At 67.3% G+C, this 16,295-nt stretch carries 14 protein-coding genes and 1 pseudogene; 12 read left to right on the top strand and 3 right to left on the bottom strand.

What is annotated here, in order from left to right; translation table 11 throughout:
- The first annotated feature begins 156 nt into the window (after window positions 1-156).
- The 7 genes and pseudogenes from GSQ95_RS15440 (at window position 157) to GSQ95_RS15415 (ending at window position 8,138) form a co-directional block, all read left to right on the top strand.
- Window positions 157-1,911, top strand: coding sequence for an ABC transporter permease subunit (locus GSQ95_RS15440; protein ID WP_158896694.1), 1,755 nt, complete (start codon window positions 157-159; stop codon window positions 1,909-1,911).
- A gap of 13 nt (window positions 1,912-1,924) precedes the next feature.
- Window positions 1,925-3,232 carry an AAA-associated domain-containing protein gene (locus GSQ95_RS15435; protein WP_158896695.1) on the top strand — a complete coding sequence of 436 codons (1,308 nt, stop codon included), beginning with the start codon at window positions 1,925-1,927 and terminating at the stop codon, window positions 3,230-3,232.
- 26 nt (window positions 3,233-3,258) lie between these two features.
- On the top strand, window positions 3,259-4,317 hold the full coding sequence (locus tag GSQ95_RS15430; RefSeq protein WP_158973846.1) for a sensor histidine kinase: 1,059 nt from the start codon (window positions 3,259-3,261) through the stop codon (window positions 4,315-4,317).
- Window positions 4,314-4,955, top strand: a complete 642-nt coding sequence (locus GSQ95_RS15425; RefSeq protein WP_158894428.1) for a response regulator transcription factor — start codon at window positions 4,314-4,316, stop codon at window positions 4,953-4,955. The genes GSQ95_RS15430 and GSQ95_RS15425 overlap by 4 nt, the downstream gene beginning before the upstream one ends.
- 145 nt (window positions 4,956-5,100) lie before the next feature.
- A pseudogene (locus GSQ95_RS27175) lies at window positions 5,101-5,871 on the top strand (MCP four helix bundle domain-containing protein); the annotation flags it as partial.
- Window positions 5,845-6,729 (top strand): methyl-accepting chemotaxis protein, encoded by an 885-nt coding sequence (locus GSQ95_RS27170; protein ID WP_372240076.1) that lies wholly within the window; start codon window positions 5,845-5,847, stop codon window positions 6,727-6,729. The pseudogene GSQ95_RS27175 and the gene GSQ95_RS27170, both read left to right, overlap by 27 nt.
- 182 nt (window positions 6,730-6,911) lie before the next feature.
- On the top strand, window positions 6,912-8,138 hold the full coding sequence (locus tag GSQ95_RS15415; protein ID WP_158894421.1) for an HD-GYP domain-containing protein: 1,227 nt from the start codon (window positions 6,912-6,914) through the stop codon (window positions 8,136-8,138).
- 34 nt (window positions 8,139-8,172) lie between these two features.
- Here GSQ95_RS15415 and GSQ95_RS15410 read toward each other — a convergent pair whose 3' ends face one another.
- Both GSQ95_RS15410 and GSQ95_RS15405 read right to left on the bottom strand, forming a co-directional pair.
- Window positions 8,173-8,796 (bottom strand): VOC family protein, encoded by a 624-nt coding sequence (locus GSQ95_RS15410; protein ID WP_158894418.1) that lies wholly within the window; start codon window positions 8,794-8,796, stop codon window positions 8,173-8,175.
- Between the two features lie 130 nt (window positions 8,797-8,926).
- A complete protein-coding gene (locus GSQ95_RS15405; protein WP_158894415.1) occupies window positions 8,927-9,394 on the bottom strand; it encodes a helix-turn-helix domain-containing protein in 468 nt (155 codons plus the stop codon).
- A gap of 92 nt (window positions 9,395-9,486) precedes the next feature.
- On the opposite strand from GSQ95_RS15405, the gene GSQ95_RS15400 reads away from it, so the two are divergent.
- On the top strand, window positions 9,487-10,449 hold the full coding sequence (locus GSQ95_RS15400) for an aromatic alcohol reductase (protein ID WP_158894412.1): 963 nt from the start codon (window positions 9,487-9,489) through the stop codon (window positions 10,447-10,449).
- A gap of 146 nt (window positions 10,450-10,595) precedes the next feature.
- Here the strand turns inward: GSQ95_RS15400 and GSQ95_RS15395 are convergent, their stop codons facing one another.
- A complete protein-coding gene (locus GSQ95_RS15395; protein ID WP_158894409.1) occupies window positions 10,596-11,438 on the bottom strand; it encodes an IclR family transcriptional regulator in 843 nt (280 codons plus the stop codon).
- 84 nt (window positions 11,439-11,522) lie between these two features.
- On the opposite strand from GSQ95_RS15395, the gene GSQ95_RS15390 reads away from it, so the two are divergent.
- The 4 genes from GSQ95_RS15390 (at window position 11,523) to GSQ95_RS15375 (ending at window position 16,258) form a co-directional block, all read left to right on the top strand.
- A complete protein-coding gene (locus GSQ95_RS15390) occupies window positions 11,523-12,335 on the top strand; it encodes an enoyl-CoA hydratase/isomerase family protein (RefSeq protein WP_158894406.1) in 813 nt (270 codons plus the stop codon).
- Window positions 12,332-14,419: an acetate--CoA ligase family protein gene (locus tag GSQ95_RS15385; RefSeq protein ID WP_158894403.1), complete on the top strand. Its 2,088-nt coding sequence runs from the start codon at window positions 12,332-12,334 to the stop codon at window positions 14,417-14,419. The genes GSQ95_RS15390 and GSQ95_RS15385 overlap by 4 nt, the downstream gene beginning before the upstream one ends.
- A 217-nt stretch (window positions 14,420-14,636) precedes the next feature.
- The gene (locus GSQ95_RS15380; RefSeq protein WP_158894400.1) at window positions 14,637-15,464 is read left to right on the top strand and encodes an ABC transporter ATP-binding protein; all 828 of its coding nucleotides are present in this window, start codon (window positions 14,637-14,639) and stop codon (window positions 15,462-15,464) included.
- Between the two features lie 26 nt (window positions 15,465-15,490).
- Window positions 15,491-16,258: an ABC transporter permease gene (locus tag GSQ95_RS15375; RefSeq protein ID WP_158894397.1), complete on the top strand. Its 768-nt coding sequence runs from the start codon at window positions 15,491-15,493 to the stop codon at window positions 16,256-16,258.
- Window positions 16,259-16,295 lie beyond the last annotated feature (37 nt).

The raw sequence follows: 16,295 nt of genomic DNA, 5'->3' as shown, positions 1-16,295 counted from the left end.
GGCGAGGGCGGGCCTGGGCGGGATATACCTTGGTATAGCCAGACGTCCTTCGTTTCGATGGCTTGGGCGGGGTGGCGAGCCTAGATTAGCCCGGTGTCCGGACCCTGCGCGGCAGGGTCGGCCGCTCTCCCAAGGCCCCCTGCAAAGAGGTACGCCATGAAGACCCTTCCTGGCCTCTACACCCCCGCCGTGGCGCCGCGCTCGCTGCGGCAACGTCCCGCTTCCCTGTGGGCCGATGCCCTCTGCCTGGCCCTCGGGCTGATCGCCCTGGCGCTGATCTGGCATGGCGTCGCCGAGATGCGCGCGCCCCTGGCCGTGCTCGACGCCGATCCCATGACCCTAGACCTGGCGCGGCTGCCCGAGTACGCCCTGCGCACCACCCTGCGCATGTTCATCGCCCTGGGCGCCTCGCTGCTGTTCACCTTCGTCTTCGCCACCCTGGCGGCCAAGAGTCGCAAGGCGGAGCTGCTGATCCTGCCGGCCATCGACATCCTGCAGTCGGTGCCCATCCTCGGCTTCCTGACCTTTACCGTCAGCTTCTTCCTGGGCCTGTTCCCGGGGCGGCAACTGGGCGCCGAGTGCGCGGCCATCTTCGCCATCTTCACCAGCCAGGCCTGGAACATGGCGTTCGGCTTCTATCAGTCGCTGCGCACCGTGCCCGAGGACCTGCAGCAGGTGAGTCGCCAGTTCGGGCTGTCGCCCTGGCGGCGGTTCTTTCGCCTGGAGCTGCCGTTCGCCATCCCCGGTCTGGTATGGAACACCATGATGTCCATGTCCGGTGGCTGGTTCTTCGTGGTGGCCTCGGAAGCCATCACCGTGGGCGACAACACCATCAACCTGCCGGGCATCGGCTCCTGGCTGGCGCTGGCCATCGCCCGGCAGGACATCGCTGCCATCGGCTGGGCGGTGCTGGCCATGGGCCTGGTGATCCTGGTCTATGACCAGCTGTTCTTCCGCCCGGTGGTGGCCTGGGCCGATCGCTTCCGCGTCGAGCAGACCGCCAGCCAGCAGGTGCCGCGCTCCTGGGTCTACGACCTGGTCCGCCGCGCGCGCCTGGGCCGCATGCTGGGTGGCTTCGGCAGCTTCTGCATCCAGCTCGCCACCCCGCGGATCCGCCGCCCCTGGCCGCACGGGCACCTGGCGCCGCACCGCCGCGCCTGGCTGCAACGCGGGCTGGACGTGCTCTGGTACGGCGCGCTGCTGCTGGTGCTGCCCTATGGCATCTATGCGCTGTATCTCTTCATCGCCGCCGACGTCTACTGGGTGGAAGCGGTCTCGGTGCTCGGCCTGGGTCTGCTGACCATGGCCCGGGTGCTGCTGCTGATCGCCGTCGCCAGCCTGATCTGGGTACCCATCGGCGTCTGGATCGGCCTGCGCCCGGGCTGGTCGCAGCGCCTGCAGGCGGTGGCCCAGTTCCTCGCCGCCTTTCCGGCCAACGTGCTGTTCCCGGTGGCGGTGGTGGGCATCGTCAGCTTCCACCTCAATCCGGACATCTGGCTGTCGCCGCTGATGGTGCTGGGCACCCAGTGGTACATCCTGTTCAACGTCATCGCCGGCGCCAGCGTGCTGCCCAACGACCTGCGCGAAGCGGCCCGGCTGTTCGGCCTCAGGCGCTGGCAGTGGTGGCGGCAGCTGGCCCTGCCGGCGATCTTTCCCTACTACGTCACCGGCGCCCTGACCGCCGCGGGCGGTTCCTGGAACGCCAGCATCGTCGCCGAGGTGGTGAGCTGGGGCAACGAGCGCCTGCAGGCCCATGGCCTGGGCGCCTACATCGCGCAGATGACCACCGCCGGCGACTTCCCCCGGGTCGCCCTGGGTATCGTGGTGATGTCGATCTTCGTCCTCGGTTTCAACCGGCTGCTCTGGCGGCCCCTGTATGCCTACGCCGAACGGCGCCTGCGGCTCGATTGAGAGGAGAACCGCCATGAACCTGACCACCCTGAACCCGCGTCCGCTCATCGACGTGCAGAACGTCCGCCAGCTGTACGGCAACGCCGGTGGCCCGGCCCGGGTCGTGCTGGACGAAGTGTCCCTGACCCTGCACGAAAACGAGATCGTCGGCCTGCTGGGGCGCTCCGGCTCAGGCAAGTCGACCCTGCTCAGATCCATCGCCGGACTGCTCACCCCCAGCGGCGGCAGCGTCGTTTTCCCGCCCAAGGACGACGGCCAGCGCGCCCGGGTCAGCATGGTGTTCCAGAGCTTCGCGCTGTTTCCCTGGCTGACCGTGCTGCAGAACGTCGAGATCGGCCTGGAGGCGCTGCACGTGCCGCTGGACGAGCGCCGTCGCCGCGCCCTGGCCGCCATCGACCTGATCGGCCTGGACGGCTTCGAAAGTGCCTATCCCAAGGAGCTTTCCGGCGGCATGCGCCAGCGTGTCGGCCTGGCCCGTGCCCTGGTGGTGCACCCGGACGTGCTGCTGATGGACGAACCCTTCTCGGCGCTGGACGTGCTCACCGCCGAGACCCTGCGCACCGACCTGCTCGATCTCTGGGTCGAGGGGCGCATGCCGATCCGCTCGATCCTCATGGTCACTCACAACATCGCCGAGGCGGTGCTGCTCTGCGATCGAGTGCTGATCTTTTCCAGCAATCCCGGGCGCGTCGCCAGCGAGATCCGCATCGACCTGCCGCAGCCGCGCAATCGCCATGATCCGGCCTTCCGCGAACTGGTGGAGGAAATCTATGTGCGCATGACCGGCGAGACCACGCCGGCGCCCCACGAAGGGGGCGTTCCCGGCAACGGGCTGGGCATGCGGCTGCCGACCGTGTCCACCAATGCCCTGGCCGGTCTGCTGGAGGCGGTCCAGGCCGCGCCCTACGACGGTCGCGCCGACCTGCCGGAACTGGCCGGCGGGCTGGGCTATGCACTGGACGAGCTCTTTCCCCTGGCCGAGGTGCTGCAACTGCTGCGCCTGGCGGTCCTCGAAGGTGGCGATCTGCGTCTGCTGCCGGCCGGGCGCGCCTATGTCGAGGCGGGGGTGGACGTGCGCAAGCAGCTGTTCGCCCGCCAGTTGCTCAACTTCGTGCCCCTGGTGGCCCATATCCGCCGGGTGCTGGACGATCGCCAGGGCCACACGGCGCCGGCGCGGCGTTTCCGCGACGAGCTGGAGGACTTCATGGACGAAGCCGACGCCGCGCGCACCCTCGGCAGCGCCATCCAGTGGGGGCGCTACGGTGAGCTCTTCGCCTATGATCAGGCGGCCGATATCTTCAGCCTGGAAAATCCGGGCTAGGCACGCCTTCGAATGAGAGACTGGCCATGGATCGACGACCCTTCGCCACCACCACCCACTGGCTGCGGCTAGGGGGCCTCTGCGCCCTGGCGCTGGGCATCGCCCTGCTGGACACCTTCACCGACCGGGAGATCGCCATCGGCGTCTTCCAGGTGGTGGTGGTGCTCCTGGCCGCCGGTTTCCTGTCGGCGCGCGGGGTCACGATCACCGCGCTGGGCTGCACGCTGCTGGTGCTCTGCAGCTATGTCGCCACCCGGAGCGGGGATCAGGAGGCCGGGCTGGTCAACTGCATCATCAGCCTCCTGGCCATCGTCGCGGTCGCCGCCCTGTCCCTGCGCCTGGAAGCCGCCAAGCGCGCCGCCGATGCGGCCCGGACACGCCTGGCCCAGGCCGGGCGCCTGAGCCAGCTGGGTGAACTGGCCGCATCCATCGCCCATGAGGTGAACCAGCCGCTCACCGCCATCGCCGCCAGCGGCAACGCCTGCCAGCGCTGGCTGAGCAATCAGCCGCCGCAGGTGGAGCGCGCCGTGCAGGCGGCGCAGCGGGTCATCGACGACGCCCATCGCGCCAGCGCGGTGATCGCCCGGGTGCGCAGCCTGGTGCGCCAGGCGCAGGTGGCCAAGGATTGGCTGAACGTCGCCGATACCGTGGAGCAGGTGCTGGATTTCGTCCGCGCCGAATTGAGCCAGCGCCAAGTCGCCGTGGAGGTCCGCCTGCAGGAGGGCCTGCCGCCGCTGCTGGCCGACGAAAGCCAGCTGCAGCAGGTCATCCTCAATCTGCTGCTCAATGCCCTGGACGCCCTCGAAGGGATGGCGCCCGAGCAGCGGCGGGTGGTCATCCAGGTGGGGCAGGACACCGCCGGCGCCATCCGCCTGGGCGTGGAAGACAGCGGTCGCGGCTTGACGCCCATGGCGCGCGAGCAGATGTTCGAGGCCTTCTACACCACCAAGGCGCAGGGCATGGGCCTGGGACTGGCGCTCAGTCGTTCCATCGTCGAAGCCCATGGCGGGCGGATCTGGGCCACCTCGCTGCCGGAAGGCGGCACCGGCGTCTACTGCAGCCTGCCCAAGGATCCGCAACCATGACTTCAGCAAGCACGACCGCGCAAAGCCAGCCCGCCCTGGTCCACCTGGTGGACGACGACGCCTCGGTGCGCGCCGCCGTGGAAGACCTGCTGGCGTCCGTGGGGCTCAGCACCCGCAGCTATGTCTCGGCCGCCGACTTCCTCGACCGGGCGCGGCTGGACGAGCCGGGCTGCCTGGTGCTGGACGTGCGCATGCCCGGAATGAACGGCCTGGACCTGCAGCAGGAATTGCAGCGGCGTGGCCTGGCCTTGCCGATCATCTTCATCACCGGCCATGGCGACATCCCCATGTCGGTCCGGGCGATGAAGCAGGGCGCCCTGGAATTCCTCACCAAGCCATTCCGTGACCAGGATCTGCTCGATGCCATCGACCTGGCACTGCGCAAGGCGCAGGACGCCCATGCCCAGCGTCGGCAGTTGCAGGATCTGCAGACCCGCCTCGACACGCTCAACGACGGCGAACGGGCGGTGCTGACGCGGGTGGTGACCGGCCTGCTCAACAAGCAGATCGCCGCCCAGCTGGGGGTCAGCGAGATCACCGTGAAGGTGCGCCGCGCGGCCCTCATGCGCAAGCTGCAGGCCGGCTCCCTGGCGGAACTGGTCAAGATGGTGGAGCGGCTGGAGGCCTCGCGCGGCTAGGCCGATCACGGCCGTTTCCAGGTGACCGCTGGAGGACGCCTGCGGCTCTCTTGGCGCGCCAATCGCTGGCGTGCTAAAGAAGGACATAGGTCGGTCGATATGAGGGCTCTAGAGGATCGCCTTCTGCTGATCCAAGGAGCTCGTCTTGAACCTTCGTCAGCTACGAATCGCCCCTCGCGCCACCCTCTGCTTTGGTGCGGTTACCCTGTTCGTGATGCTGCTCGGCGCCTTCGCCCTGGTCCAGCTCAAGGCCCTACGCGCCACCGAGCAGGCGATGGAGGCCGAATGGCTGGCGAGCGTCCAGACTACCGATGACATCCAGGTCGCGTTGCTGCACACCCGCCTGGAAAGCATCCGGCTGCTGGCCAGCGAGGACAGCGCGGCCATGGCCCTCGCCACCCGGCAGATCCAGGTGAATCGCGATCTGATGAACGCCCGGACGGCCTATTACCGCGATCACCTGATTTCCACCGCCGAGGAACGCAGCAACTTCGACCAGGCCGCGCTGCAGATGAAAGGCTATCTGGACGGACTGGATCGGGTAGTGACCCTGGCCGCCAGCGATCGCGCCGAAGCCCTCAAACTGGCCAATGGCGAGCAGCGCCAGCGCGCCGAAGGCTATCAGGAGCAACTGACCCGGCTGCGCGAATTCAACGGCGAAGGCGCCCGTCAGGCAGGTGCAGCAGCCACCGGCATCTATGACCGCAGCGTCAGCATTGTCGTCGGCATCATGCTGCTGGCGGTGCTGGTCACCCTGCTGCTGGCCTGGCGGCTGACCCGTAGCCTGGCCCAGCCGATTGGCGCTTCCCTGGCCGTGGCCAACGCCATCGCCCAGGGCGAGCTGACCGGCAAGATAGATCCCACCGGCAAGGACGAAGCCGCCGGGCTGATGCGCGCCCTGGCGCAGATGCAGGACAACCTCAAGGACACCCTGCACGGCATATCCAGTTCTTCCAGCCGCCTGAGCGACACCGCGCGCACCATGCACGCCGTCACCGACCAGGCCAGTCGTGCCCTGGCGAGTCAGAACGCCGAGATCGACCAGGCCGCTACTGCTGTCACCGAGATGAGCGCCGCGGTGGAAGAGGTGGCCCGCAACGCCTCGTCCACCTCCCAGGCCGCGCGGGACTCCAGCGTCGCCGCGGAAAGCGGTAATGCCAAGGTTGGCCAGGCCCTGGACGCCATGCAGCGGCTCACCGAGCAGGTGCAGTCGACCTCGGTGCAGGTAGGCGGCCTGGCCGGACAGGCGCAGGACATCAGCCAGGTGCTGAACGTGATCGGCGCCATCGCCGAGCAGACCAATCTGCTGGCGCTCAACGCGGCCATCGAGGCCGCCCGGGCGGGCGAACAGGGTCGTGGTTTCGCCGTGGTCGCCGACGAGGTCCGCGCCCTGGCGCACCGCACCCAGACCTCGACCCGCGAGATCGAGCAGATGATCCAGGCGATCCAGAAGGGCTCGGCCGAAGCCCTGGATTCCATGCAGCTCAGCACCACCCAGGCCCAGGCCACCTATGCGGTGGCCCAGGAAGCCGGGGCGGCACTGAGCGACATCCTCCAGGCCGTGCACCTGATCGACGAGCGCAACCTGCAGATCGCCACCGCCTCCGAAGAGCAGGCCCACGTCTCTCGCGAGGTGGACCGCAACCTCATCAGCATTCGCGATCTGTCGGTGCAGACCAGCGACGGCAACCGCGAAACCGTGGGCGCCAGCGAGCAACTGTCGGCACTGGCCGGCGAACTGCAGACGCTGGTGCGACGCTTCAAGCTGGCGTGAGGGGAGGGTGCGCAGTCTGGTATTGCGCGCCCCAAGTTACAAACAGGTACCTCTGACCACTGTTTTTTGCCAGTTCATCGGCGCGGGCAGGCTGGGTGCTTCCCTGGATGGTGGCATTTTGGTATCAATGGTTATTGTAATACCTATTAGACTCCGTCCACCGACGTGCTTGCCGAGAAGCCATGGCGCTGCCCCAATACAGCATCAGAGTGCCCGTGTCCCAGTTGCAGCTGGGCATGTACGTCTGCGAACTGGATCGGCCCTGGGAAGGCACGCCCTTCCTGTTCCAGGGATTCCCCATCCAGAGCGTGCAGGACCTCCGCACCCTGCAGGACACCTGCGAATTCGTCTGGGTGGACCGGCGGCAGAGTCCTGCCGTGACGCCACTATCGGCCAACCTGTCCGCCAACCTGGCGGCCAGCGCTCAGGCCAAGACCTATGCCATCGACTACCGGGATGAGGTCAAGACCACCGAACCGGTGTGGCGCGAGGCCCGCGCCGTATCGATGCGGATACTCGACGCCGTCAAGTTCGGCAAGGAACTCAACGTCAGCGAAGTCCGGCGGGCGGTCGGCGAGTGCGTCGAGAGCGTGCTCAAGCACCCCGCGGCCAGTCTCTGGCTGGCGCGCATCAAGCAGCGCGACCACTACACCGCGGAACACTGCCTGCGCGTCTCGCTCTATGCCATCGCCCTGGGCAAGGCGCTGGGCATGCTGCCCCTCGAACTGGAAGAACTCGGGGTGTGCGGCATGCTGCACGACGTCGGCAAGATCAAGGTGCCCGACGAGATCCTCAACAAGCCAGGCCGCCTGACCGAAGAAGAATTCCGCATCATGCAGGCCCATACCACCTACGGCCATCAGTTGCTGATGGCCAACAGCGAGGTGCCGCCCGCCGCCGTCGACGTCGCTCATACCCACCACGAACGCATGGATGGCAAGGGCTACCCCCGCCAGCTGCCGGCGCAGCGCATCCCCTTCAAGGCCAAGATCATCGCCGTGGTGGATGCCTACGACGCCATCACCAGCGATCGCCCCTACAGCGAGGGCCGTTCCAGCCTGGAAGCCTTGCGCGTCCTCTTCGAAGCCCGGGGCACGCAATTCAACGAAGTCGTCGTCCTGGCCTTCATCCAGCTGATCGGCGTCTATCCGCCGGGGGAGATCGTCGAGCTGAGCACCGGCGAGGTGGGCATCATCATCGGCTTCGACGCCGGCAGCAAATTGAAGCCGCGGGTGCTGATCGTGCTGGACACCAACAAGCAGCCGCGACCGGAGCAGGTACTCGACCTGGCGCGCAATCCACTCGATGAGCAGGGGCGCCTCATCAGCGTCCGCGCGGTAAAACCCTCGGGTGCCTATGGCATCGATATCGACGCCTACCGCGCCAAGGGGCTGGTGGTGCCGGGCTGATTGGGCGTGCGGGTCGGCTGCCGGCGGTTGGCCATCAGAGGGTCTTCAGACCCGTTGGCGTCTCCAGATAGGCCAGCAGGCCGGGTCTCTCGCCAGCCATCACCGCGACGGGCCCGGAACAGCCGATCGCCTCCAGCTGCTGCTCGAGCACCGCGGCAGCGGGATGCCTGAGCTCCAGACGCTGCAAGCAGCAGCCCTGGTCGATCAGCCCTGACGCAGGATGCCGGGCGTCGCCCCAGTCGATCAGGCTGGGCAGGACACCGCCCAGCGGCAACTGCCCATCGGCGTGGATCGAGATCTGCCAGGCCAGCGTGCCGCGGCTCATCGACTCGATGCGGCCGAAGGTCAGCGTGAGGCGCGCATCCGCCTCAGCCAAGCCCTGGGTCCTGGCCACCCAGTGCGCCAGGCGGGGCTCGGCATCGGGCTCCAGCTCATCCAGCCCGAACCAGCGCGGTCTGGTCGGCGGTGGAGCGTCCGGGTCCGGGGCTATGACTTCCAGGTAGCAGTCACCCAGGCGCAGCAGGAGGTTGTGGGTGCCCATGCGTGCGTGTTTGCCGCCGGGCTGCAGCGCCACGCCCAGGCGCTGCTCGACATGCAGAGCGCCCGCGGCGAGGGTCGGGGCCACGATGACCAGATGATCCAGGCTAGAACGTCTCATGGGTGCGACTCCTGAGTGGGTGAGGTGCGAGCACGAAAGGGGCGGCAGGATCCGTTTGGCGTTCACCGGCCAGGACTGGGTCACGATGGCAGCCAGCGCGGAACGCGGTGGGTTGCCCTGGCGGTCCCATTCAGGCCCTTGGGTCTTCGCCAGTTGGCTCGTCCGGCATGGGCCTTGGCGATTGCCACGCCGGCTTCTCGTGAACTCGCTCATCGAAGGCACGGCGCGCGGCGCGGAAGTCTTCGACGTTCTCGATCACCCAGGACCAGATGGGCGTCATCCGGATCAGCAGACTCAGGCCCAGCGGCGTCAATTCGTATTCGACCCGGGGCGGGACTTCGTCGAAGTCGTGGCGCAGCAGCAGGCCGTCACGTTCCAGCGCACGCAGGGTCTTGGTCAGCATCCGCTGGGTGATGCCCGACAGTTGCCGCGCCAGCTCGGCATGCCGCATGACGCCATAGACGCCAAGCGCATGCAGGACCCCCAGGGACCAGCGACTGCCGGCATGGGTCAGCACCTCCCGGCGTACGCCGTCTTCGTCCCGCCTGAGCGTCTGGCAGATGGCTTCGGACTGTCGGAGGATCTCCAGATCGGTCATCTCATCCCCTGGTATCACGCGTGTGCCTTCTTCTGAGCGCCGCTGGCGTCTGCCAGCATTCGCTCATCTTACACCTGACGTCAGGAGTCATGATGACTGCCCAATTCCCTACCGCAACCCAATCCATTCTCGTGCTCGGCGCCGGCGAACTCGGCCTGCCGGTGCTGCGCAATCTCGTCCGGCGCTCCAGGCAGAAGCCCGGTTCGAAGGTGAGCGTGCTGCTGCGCCAGTCCACCCTCGACAGCCAGGAGCCTGGCAAGAAAAGGGAGGTAGACGAGCTGCGCGCGCTCGGCGTCGCCTTGGTGGCAGGCGACCTGGTCAAGGATTCCATCGCCGAATTGGCGGTGATTTTCGCGCAATTCGATACCGTCATCGGCTGTGCCGGCATGGTGGCGGGACGCGAAACCCCCATGAAACTGGCGCGTGCAGCACTGCAATCCGGGGTAAAGCGCTACTTCCCCTGGCAATTTGGTGTGGACTTCGAGGCCATCGGCCGCGGCAGCCCCCAGGACCTGTTCGATGCCCAGCTCGATGTGCGTGAACTCCTGCGGGCGCAGCACCGGACCGAGTGGGTGATCATTTCCACCGGGATGTTCACCAGCTTCCTGTTCGAACCCGTGTTCGGGGTGGTCGACCTCGCAACGGATACCGTGAATGCACTGGGCAGCCTGGATACCTGCGTGACCCTGACCACCCCTGACGACATCGGCAGGCTGACCGCCGAGATCGTGCTCTTCGAGCCACGTTTCTTCAATGAAATCGTCTATCTCGCCGGCGACACCCTGACCTATGGCGAGCTGGCCAAGCTGCTGGAGCGGGTATTGAAGCGTCCCTTCAAAACCGATGTCTGGTCGGTTCCCTACCTGGTGGACGCCATGGAGCAGGAGTCCGACGAGAATGCCAAGCACATCAAGAAGTACCGTGCCGTCTTCGCCCAGGGCCGTGGCGTCGCCTGGCCGATGGAAGCCACCTTCAATGCCCGGCACGGATTCGCGATGACCAGCGCAGAGCAGTGGGCGCTGGAGCACCTGGGCGAGGCCGGGCGGGCCGAATGAGCCTGGTCGGACCGGGACGTAGCCCGGTCAGGTAGGGCGGTGCCCCCGCTGTTCTACCGAGCTCAACCAGTCTTCAGGGATAGGCAAGGGGTGAACACCAGGGAGCGGGAGGATGGCCTGGCGGGCGGCGATGTCGCCCCAAGACATCACTTCAGTCCGCCAGGATCACCCCCACAGGCCGCCCTGATCTCCCTGGCCAATTCCAGCAGCACCCCGGCATAGCGCTCCTCGATCTCCGCCTCCGACAGCGGGGTGGCCAGGCTGATATTGAGGGCATGGGTGCGATAGCCGGGGAGGCCGAGGGGGGTGGCGATGGCGACCACTTCGGGTTGCCAGGCAGCCAGGCAGTAGCCCTTGCTGCGGACGCTGGCGAGGGCGGCGCGGATCTCCTGTTCCAGTGGCGCCCGGCGTGCCTCGCAGCGGCGGGCGCAGAAGGTGGCGATCAGCGTTTCGCGCTGGGCTTCGCCCAGGCCGGCGAGGCAGGCGCGGCCCAGGGAGGTGATGTCCATCGGCAGGCGCTGGCCGACCAGGACGTTGCGCGGGGTCTTGCGTTGACTCAGGCGAATCGACTCCAGGTAGATCATCTCGTCGCGGTCCGCCGCTGCCAGGCTGACGTTGACCTGGTGCTCCCTCGCCACCTTCATCATCAGCGGCGACGCCGCCTGCAGGAGGCTGCTGCCTTGGTGCATGGCATGGGCCAGGCCGAGAAAGGTCGGCGCCAGGCGATAGGCGCTGCGGCCGCCGTCGTAGTCCAGAAAGCCGGTACGCACCAGGGTCTGGGTCAGGCGGCTGACGGTGGACTTGGCCAGGCCGAGGAGGTCGCTGAGGTCGCCATTGGTGAGGTATTCGGTGCCCGGACGAAAGGCCCGCAGGACATCCAGGCCTCGCTCCAGCGAGCGGTTGGCCGGCGCCTTGCCCTGGCCAGGCATGTCGGCGGCATCTGGCTCGGCGATGGCGTGTTCCACCTGGTGGAATGGCTGCGTTGTCATGACAGGTCTCCTCGCGCAGATTGATTTCAAGCCTGGCGCAGATCCGGGCAGCCAATCAACCCAAGAATAAGAGAGAGGCCTCCCATGACGACAGCTCCCGAATCCTCGACCCCCATCGAGCTCACGGTGACCCAGGGCATCGCCACCCTGACGCTCAACCGCCCCGAAGCGCGCAATGCCATCAGCGACGACATGCGCACCCTGCTGATCGAGCACCTGGAGCGCATCGCCGCCGACAGCGCGATCAAGGCGCTGATCCTGACCGGTACCGGCAAGGGCTTCTGCGCCGGCGGCGACATCAAGGGCATGCAGGCGCGCATGAGTGCGCCGGCCGGTTCGGTGGCCTTCAACGGCTGGAAGCGCCAGCAACGGGTTCACCACGCCGTGTCGCTGCTGCACAACCTGCCCAAGCCGACCATCGCCGCGGTCAACGGCGCCGCCACCGGGCTGGGCTGCGACATGGCGCTGAGCTGCGACTTCATCCTCGCGTCCGAGCAGGCGTCCTTCGCCATGAGCTACATCGCCCGCGGCCTCATCCCCGACGGTGGTGGCCTCTACTTCCTGCCACGGCGGGTCGGCCTGAGCCGGGCCAAGGAGCTGATCTTCACCGGTCGCACCGTCGCGCCGGGTGAAGCCGAGCGCATCAACATGATCGACCGGGTGGTGCCCCACGACGCTCTGCTGCCAGCGGCTCAGGACTGGGCGCTGCAACTGTCCGCCGGTTCCGCCACGGCGCTGGGGCTGAGCAAGTCGATCCTCAACAACACCTTCGAACTAACCCAGGGCCAGATCTCGGCCATGGGCAGCCAGGCCCAGGGCATCTGCTACACCTCCAGCGAACACCAGGAGTCGGTGGCCGCCTTCCTGGCGCGCAAGGGCAAAGGTGGCCAGCGATGAGCGCCCTCGACCGTCTGCTCAGTCCGGCCAGCGTCGCCGTCATCGGCGCCTCGGGCGACGCCCGCAAGACCTCCGGCCGGCCCATCGCCTTCCTGCGCAAGCACGGTTTCCAGGGGCGCCTCTATCCGGTCAATCCGCGCTACGAGGAGATCGACGGCCTGCGCTGCTACCCGTCCATCGCCGAGCTGCCCGAGGTGCCGGACGTGGCGGTCATCCTGCTCGGCGCCGAGCGCGCCAACCAGGCGGTGGCCGAACTGGCGGCGCTGGGCTGTGCGGCGGCCATCGTGCTGGCGGGTGGTTATGGCGAAACGGGGGAGAGTGGCATCCGCCGCCAGGCGGAACTCCAGGCCGCGCGCGGCAGCATGCGTATCCTCGGTCCCAATACCATCGGCCTGGTCAACGTCAGCGAGCGCATCACCCTGTCCGCCAGTGGCGCCCTGGACATGGACGCCCTGCTGCCGGGCAAGGTGGCCCTGGTGTCCCAGAGCGGCGGCATCCTCGGCGCCTTGCTCTCCCGTGGCGTGGCGGCCGGCATCGGCTTTTCCAAGCTGATCTCCACCAGCAACGAGGTGGATCTGGACGTCGCCGACTTCGTCGACCATCTGGCCGGCGATCCGGCCACCGCGGTGATCGCCCTTTACCTCGAAGGGCTGCGCGACACCGCCAGGTTCACCCGCGCCGTGGGCCGGGCCCGCGCCGCCGGCAAGCCGGTGGTGGTGTTCAAGGTCGGCCGCTCGGAAGCCGGCGCCAGCGCCGCGGCCTCCCATACCGGCGCCCTGGCTGGCTCCGACGATCTCTATTCGGCCTATTTCCGCCAGCTCGGGGTGATCCGCGCCGAGACCTTCGCCGACCTGCTGGACATTCCCTTCGCCCTGGCCAGTGGCCGGGTGATGCAGGGCACCCGGGTGGCCATCCTCACCTCCACCGGTGGCGCCGGTACCCTGATCGCCGACAACCTGGGCGTCAACGGCTTCCAGACCCCGCCGCCCGGCGCGGAGACGGCGGCGCGACTGCGCGCCCTGGACGTCGGCGACCAGGCGGTGCTCGACCGCAATCCCATCGACCTGACCCTGGCGGGCCTGCAACCGGAGGTCATGCGCGGCGCCATCAGTATCCTGCTGGACAGCCCCGACTATGACGCGGTGATCAGCGTGGTGGGTTCCTCCGGGGTGGCGCAGCCGCACCTGATGGCCGATGCCATCCGTGACAGCCTGGCCCATTCGGACAAGCCGGTGCTGGCCTATATCAGTCCCCATGCGCCGGCGGCGGCACAGCGCATCAACGGTTCGGGCGGGGTGGCCTTCAGCGCCCCCGAGAGTTGTGCCGGAGCGCTCAAGGCGCTGGCCTTGCAAGGCAGCTATGCAAGTCAGCGGCCGGGGCAGCTCGGCGCCGCTCCCTCGGCCGAGTCGGTGGCTCTGGCGGACCTGCAATCCGGTCCGCTGGACGAGGCGCGCAGCAAGCAGCTCTACGAGACCTTCGGCATTCCGGTGACCCGCGAGCGGGTAGTGGCGGACGCGCGCCAGGCCGAGGCGGCGGCCCGTGAACTGGGCGGCGAGGTGGTGCTCAAGGTGCTCTCGGCGCGCATCCCGCACAAGAGCGAGGTGGGCGGCGTGGCCCTGCGGCAGCGACCCGAGGGGATCGGTGCGCGTCTGGAGCGAATGCGCGACGAGGTGACCACCCAGGTCGGCTTCAATCCCGAGGCCTTCCTGGTGCAGGAGATGGTCAGCGGCGGCGAGGAGCTGATCCTCGGCTTCACCCGTGATTCGCAACTGGGCCCGGCGCTGCTGCTGGGCATGGGTGGAGTGACCGCCGAACTGTTCCAGGACACCACGCTGCGCCTGCTGCCGGTGACCCTGGAGGATGCCCGGGAAATGCTCGCCGAATTGCGTACCTATCCCTTGCTGGACGGCTATCGCGGCCGACCCAGGGCCGACGTCGAGGCGGCGGCGCACTGCATCGTGGCGTTCTCCGACATGGCCCTGCGTCTGGGCGAGCGCCTGCAGGAGGCTGAGATCAATCCGCTGCTGGTCAGGCCGCAAGGGCAGGGCGTGGTCGCCCTCGATGGTCTCACCGTGCTGAGCTGAAGCGCCGCTGTTCCACAGGGTGGAACAGTGCCATTGCCGCTCAGGTTCACCCTTGCATAATCCAAGAACGCTTCATTTCTGGCTCATAACAATAAGTAGGTCACTATGAACAGCTTCCAGATCAACCGCCCTTGGTGTGCATTCCTACCGTCAGACGTCGTCGCGTCGTTCATGAGTCCTGAACCCGACGCCACGTCCTCGAACCGGGAGTAACGCCATGTCCGCCGTACTGAAGAACGCCAGCCCTCGCGAGCCGATCGGCAGTATCGCCACGGCGCCCACCGTGATTTCCTTTCGCAACGTCGCCAAGGCCTTTACCGTCAAGGGCGTGGCGAAACAGGCTTCCCACAGCATCAACGTCGACATTCAACAGGGCCAGGTGGTGACCATCGTCGGTCCTTCCGGTTGCGGCAAGTCGACCCTGCTCAACATGGTGGCCGGGTTGTTCGCCCCCACCGAAGGCCAGGTGCTCTACAGCGGCCAACCGGTCAAGGGCATCAACGGTCGTACCGGCTACATGACCCAGAGCGATCACCTGCTGCCCTGGCGCGACGTGGTCGGCAACATCGCCGTGCCGCTGGAGATCCGCGGCGTGGGCAAGACCGAACGCCAGGCACGCATCCGCGAGCTGCTGGCCCTGGTCGGCCTGGAAGGCCACGAAAAGGCCTACCCGAGCCAGCTTTCCGGGGGCATGCGCAAGCGCGCCGCGCTGGCCCGGCTGCTGGCCTACGATCCCGAGACCCTGCTGATGGACGAGCCCTTCGCGGCGCTCGATGCCCAGCTGCGCATGCGCATGCAGACCGAGTTGTTCAAGCTCAGTCGCCAGCTCAAGAAGACCGTACTGTTCGTCACCCACGACCTGGACGAGGCGGTGGCCCTGGGCGATCGCTGCCTGATCTTCTCCGGCCGTCCCGGCACCATCGTGCGCGATGTGACCATCCTCCTGGGCGACGAGCGCAACATCCTGCAGCTGCGCAAGGACCCGCGTTACCACCAGCTCTGCGGTGACCTCTGGGAATTCATCACCCCGAGCCAAGACGCCTGAGCGGCCCACCCCTGGAGAATCCTGCTATGAACATCTTTCTCGGCCGCGTCGCCATCTTTGCCGTCATCCTGCTGTCCTGGCAGTTCGCCTCGGGACCGCTGGTGGATCCCTTCTTCGTCAGCTCGCCCAGCGAGATCGGCGGCCGCTTCGTCGAGCTGGTCTCCAGCGGTCGGCTGTTCGCCCATGGCTGGATCACCGTCGTCGAGACCCTGGCAGGCTTCTTCTGCGGCGCCTGCGCCGGGATCAGCGTCGGCCTGCTGCTGGGTCGCAACGAGACCCTGGCCAAGCTGCTCGACCCGATCCTGATCTCCATCTACAGCCTGCCCAAGGTGGCCCTGGCGCCGCTGTTCATCATGTGGTTCGGCATCGGCATCGAGATGAAGATCATCCTGACCGCCACCATCGTGTTCTTCCTGGTGTTCCTCAACACCTACAGCGGCGTGCGCGCGGTGGAGCGCGAGCAGTTGGAGATCCTGCGGCTGATGGGCGCCAAGGAACATCACCTGATCAGCAAGGTGGTGCTGCCCTCGGCCATCCAGTGGGTGTTCACCGGGCTCAAGCTGTCGGTGCCCTATGCACTGATCGGCGCCATCGTCGGCGAGATCATGGCGGCCAACCGCGGCCTGGGCTACCTGCTGCAGGACGCCGCCGGCCAGCTGGACACCGCTGGGGTCTTCGCCGCGCTGCTGGCGATCATCTTCCTGGCGCTGCTGCTGCAGGCGGCGGTGCGCAAGCTGGAAACCGCGCTGATGCCCTGGAAGAAGGAACAGGACGCCCGCGAACTCTCGATCTGAATGCTCCCGTTACCCATTACAAGAAGAAGAGAGGTCT

Source organism: Pseudomonas sp. BAV 4579 (assembly GCF_009765395.1).
Taxonomy (GTDB): domain Bacteria; phylum Pseudomonadota; class Gammaproteobacteria; order Pseudomonadales; family Pseudomonadaceae; genus Chryseomonas; species Chryseomonas aestiva.
The sequence above is the reverse complement of the archived record's forward strand: the minus strand, read 5'-3'. Positions and strand labels throughout refer to the sequence as shown.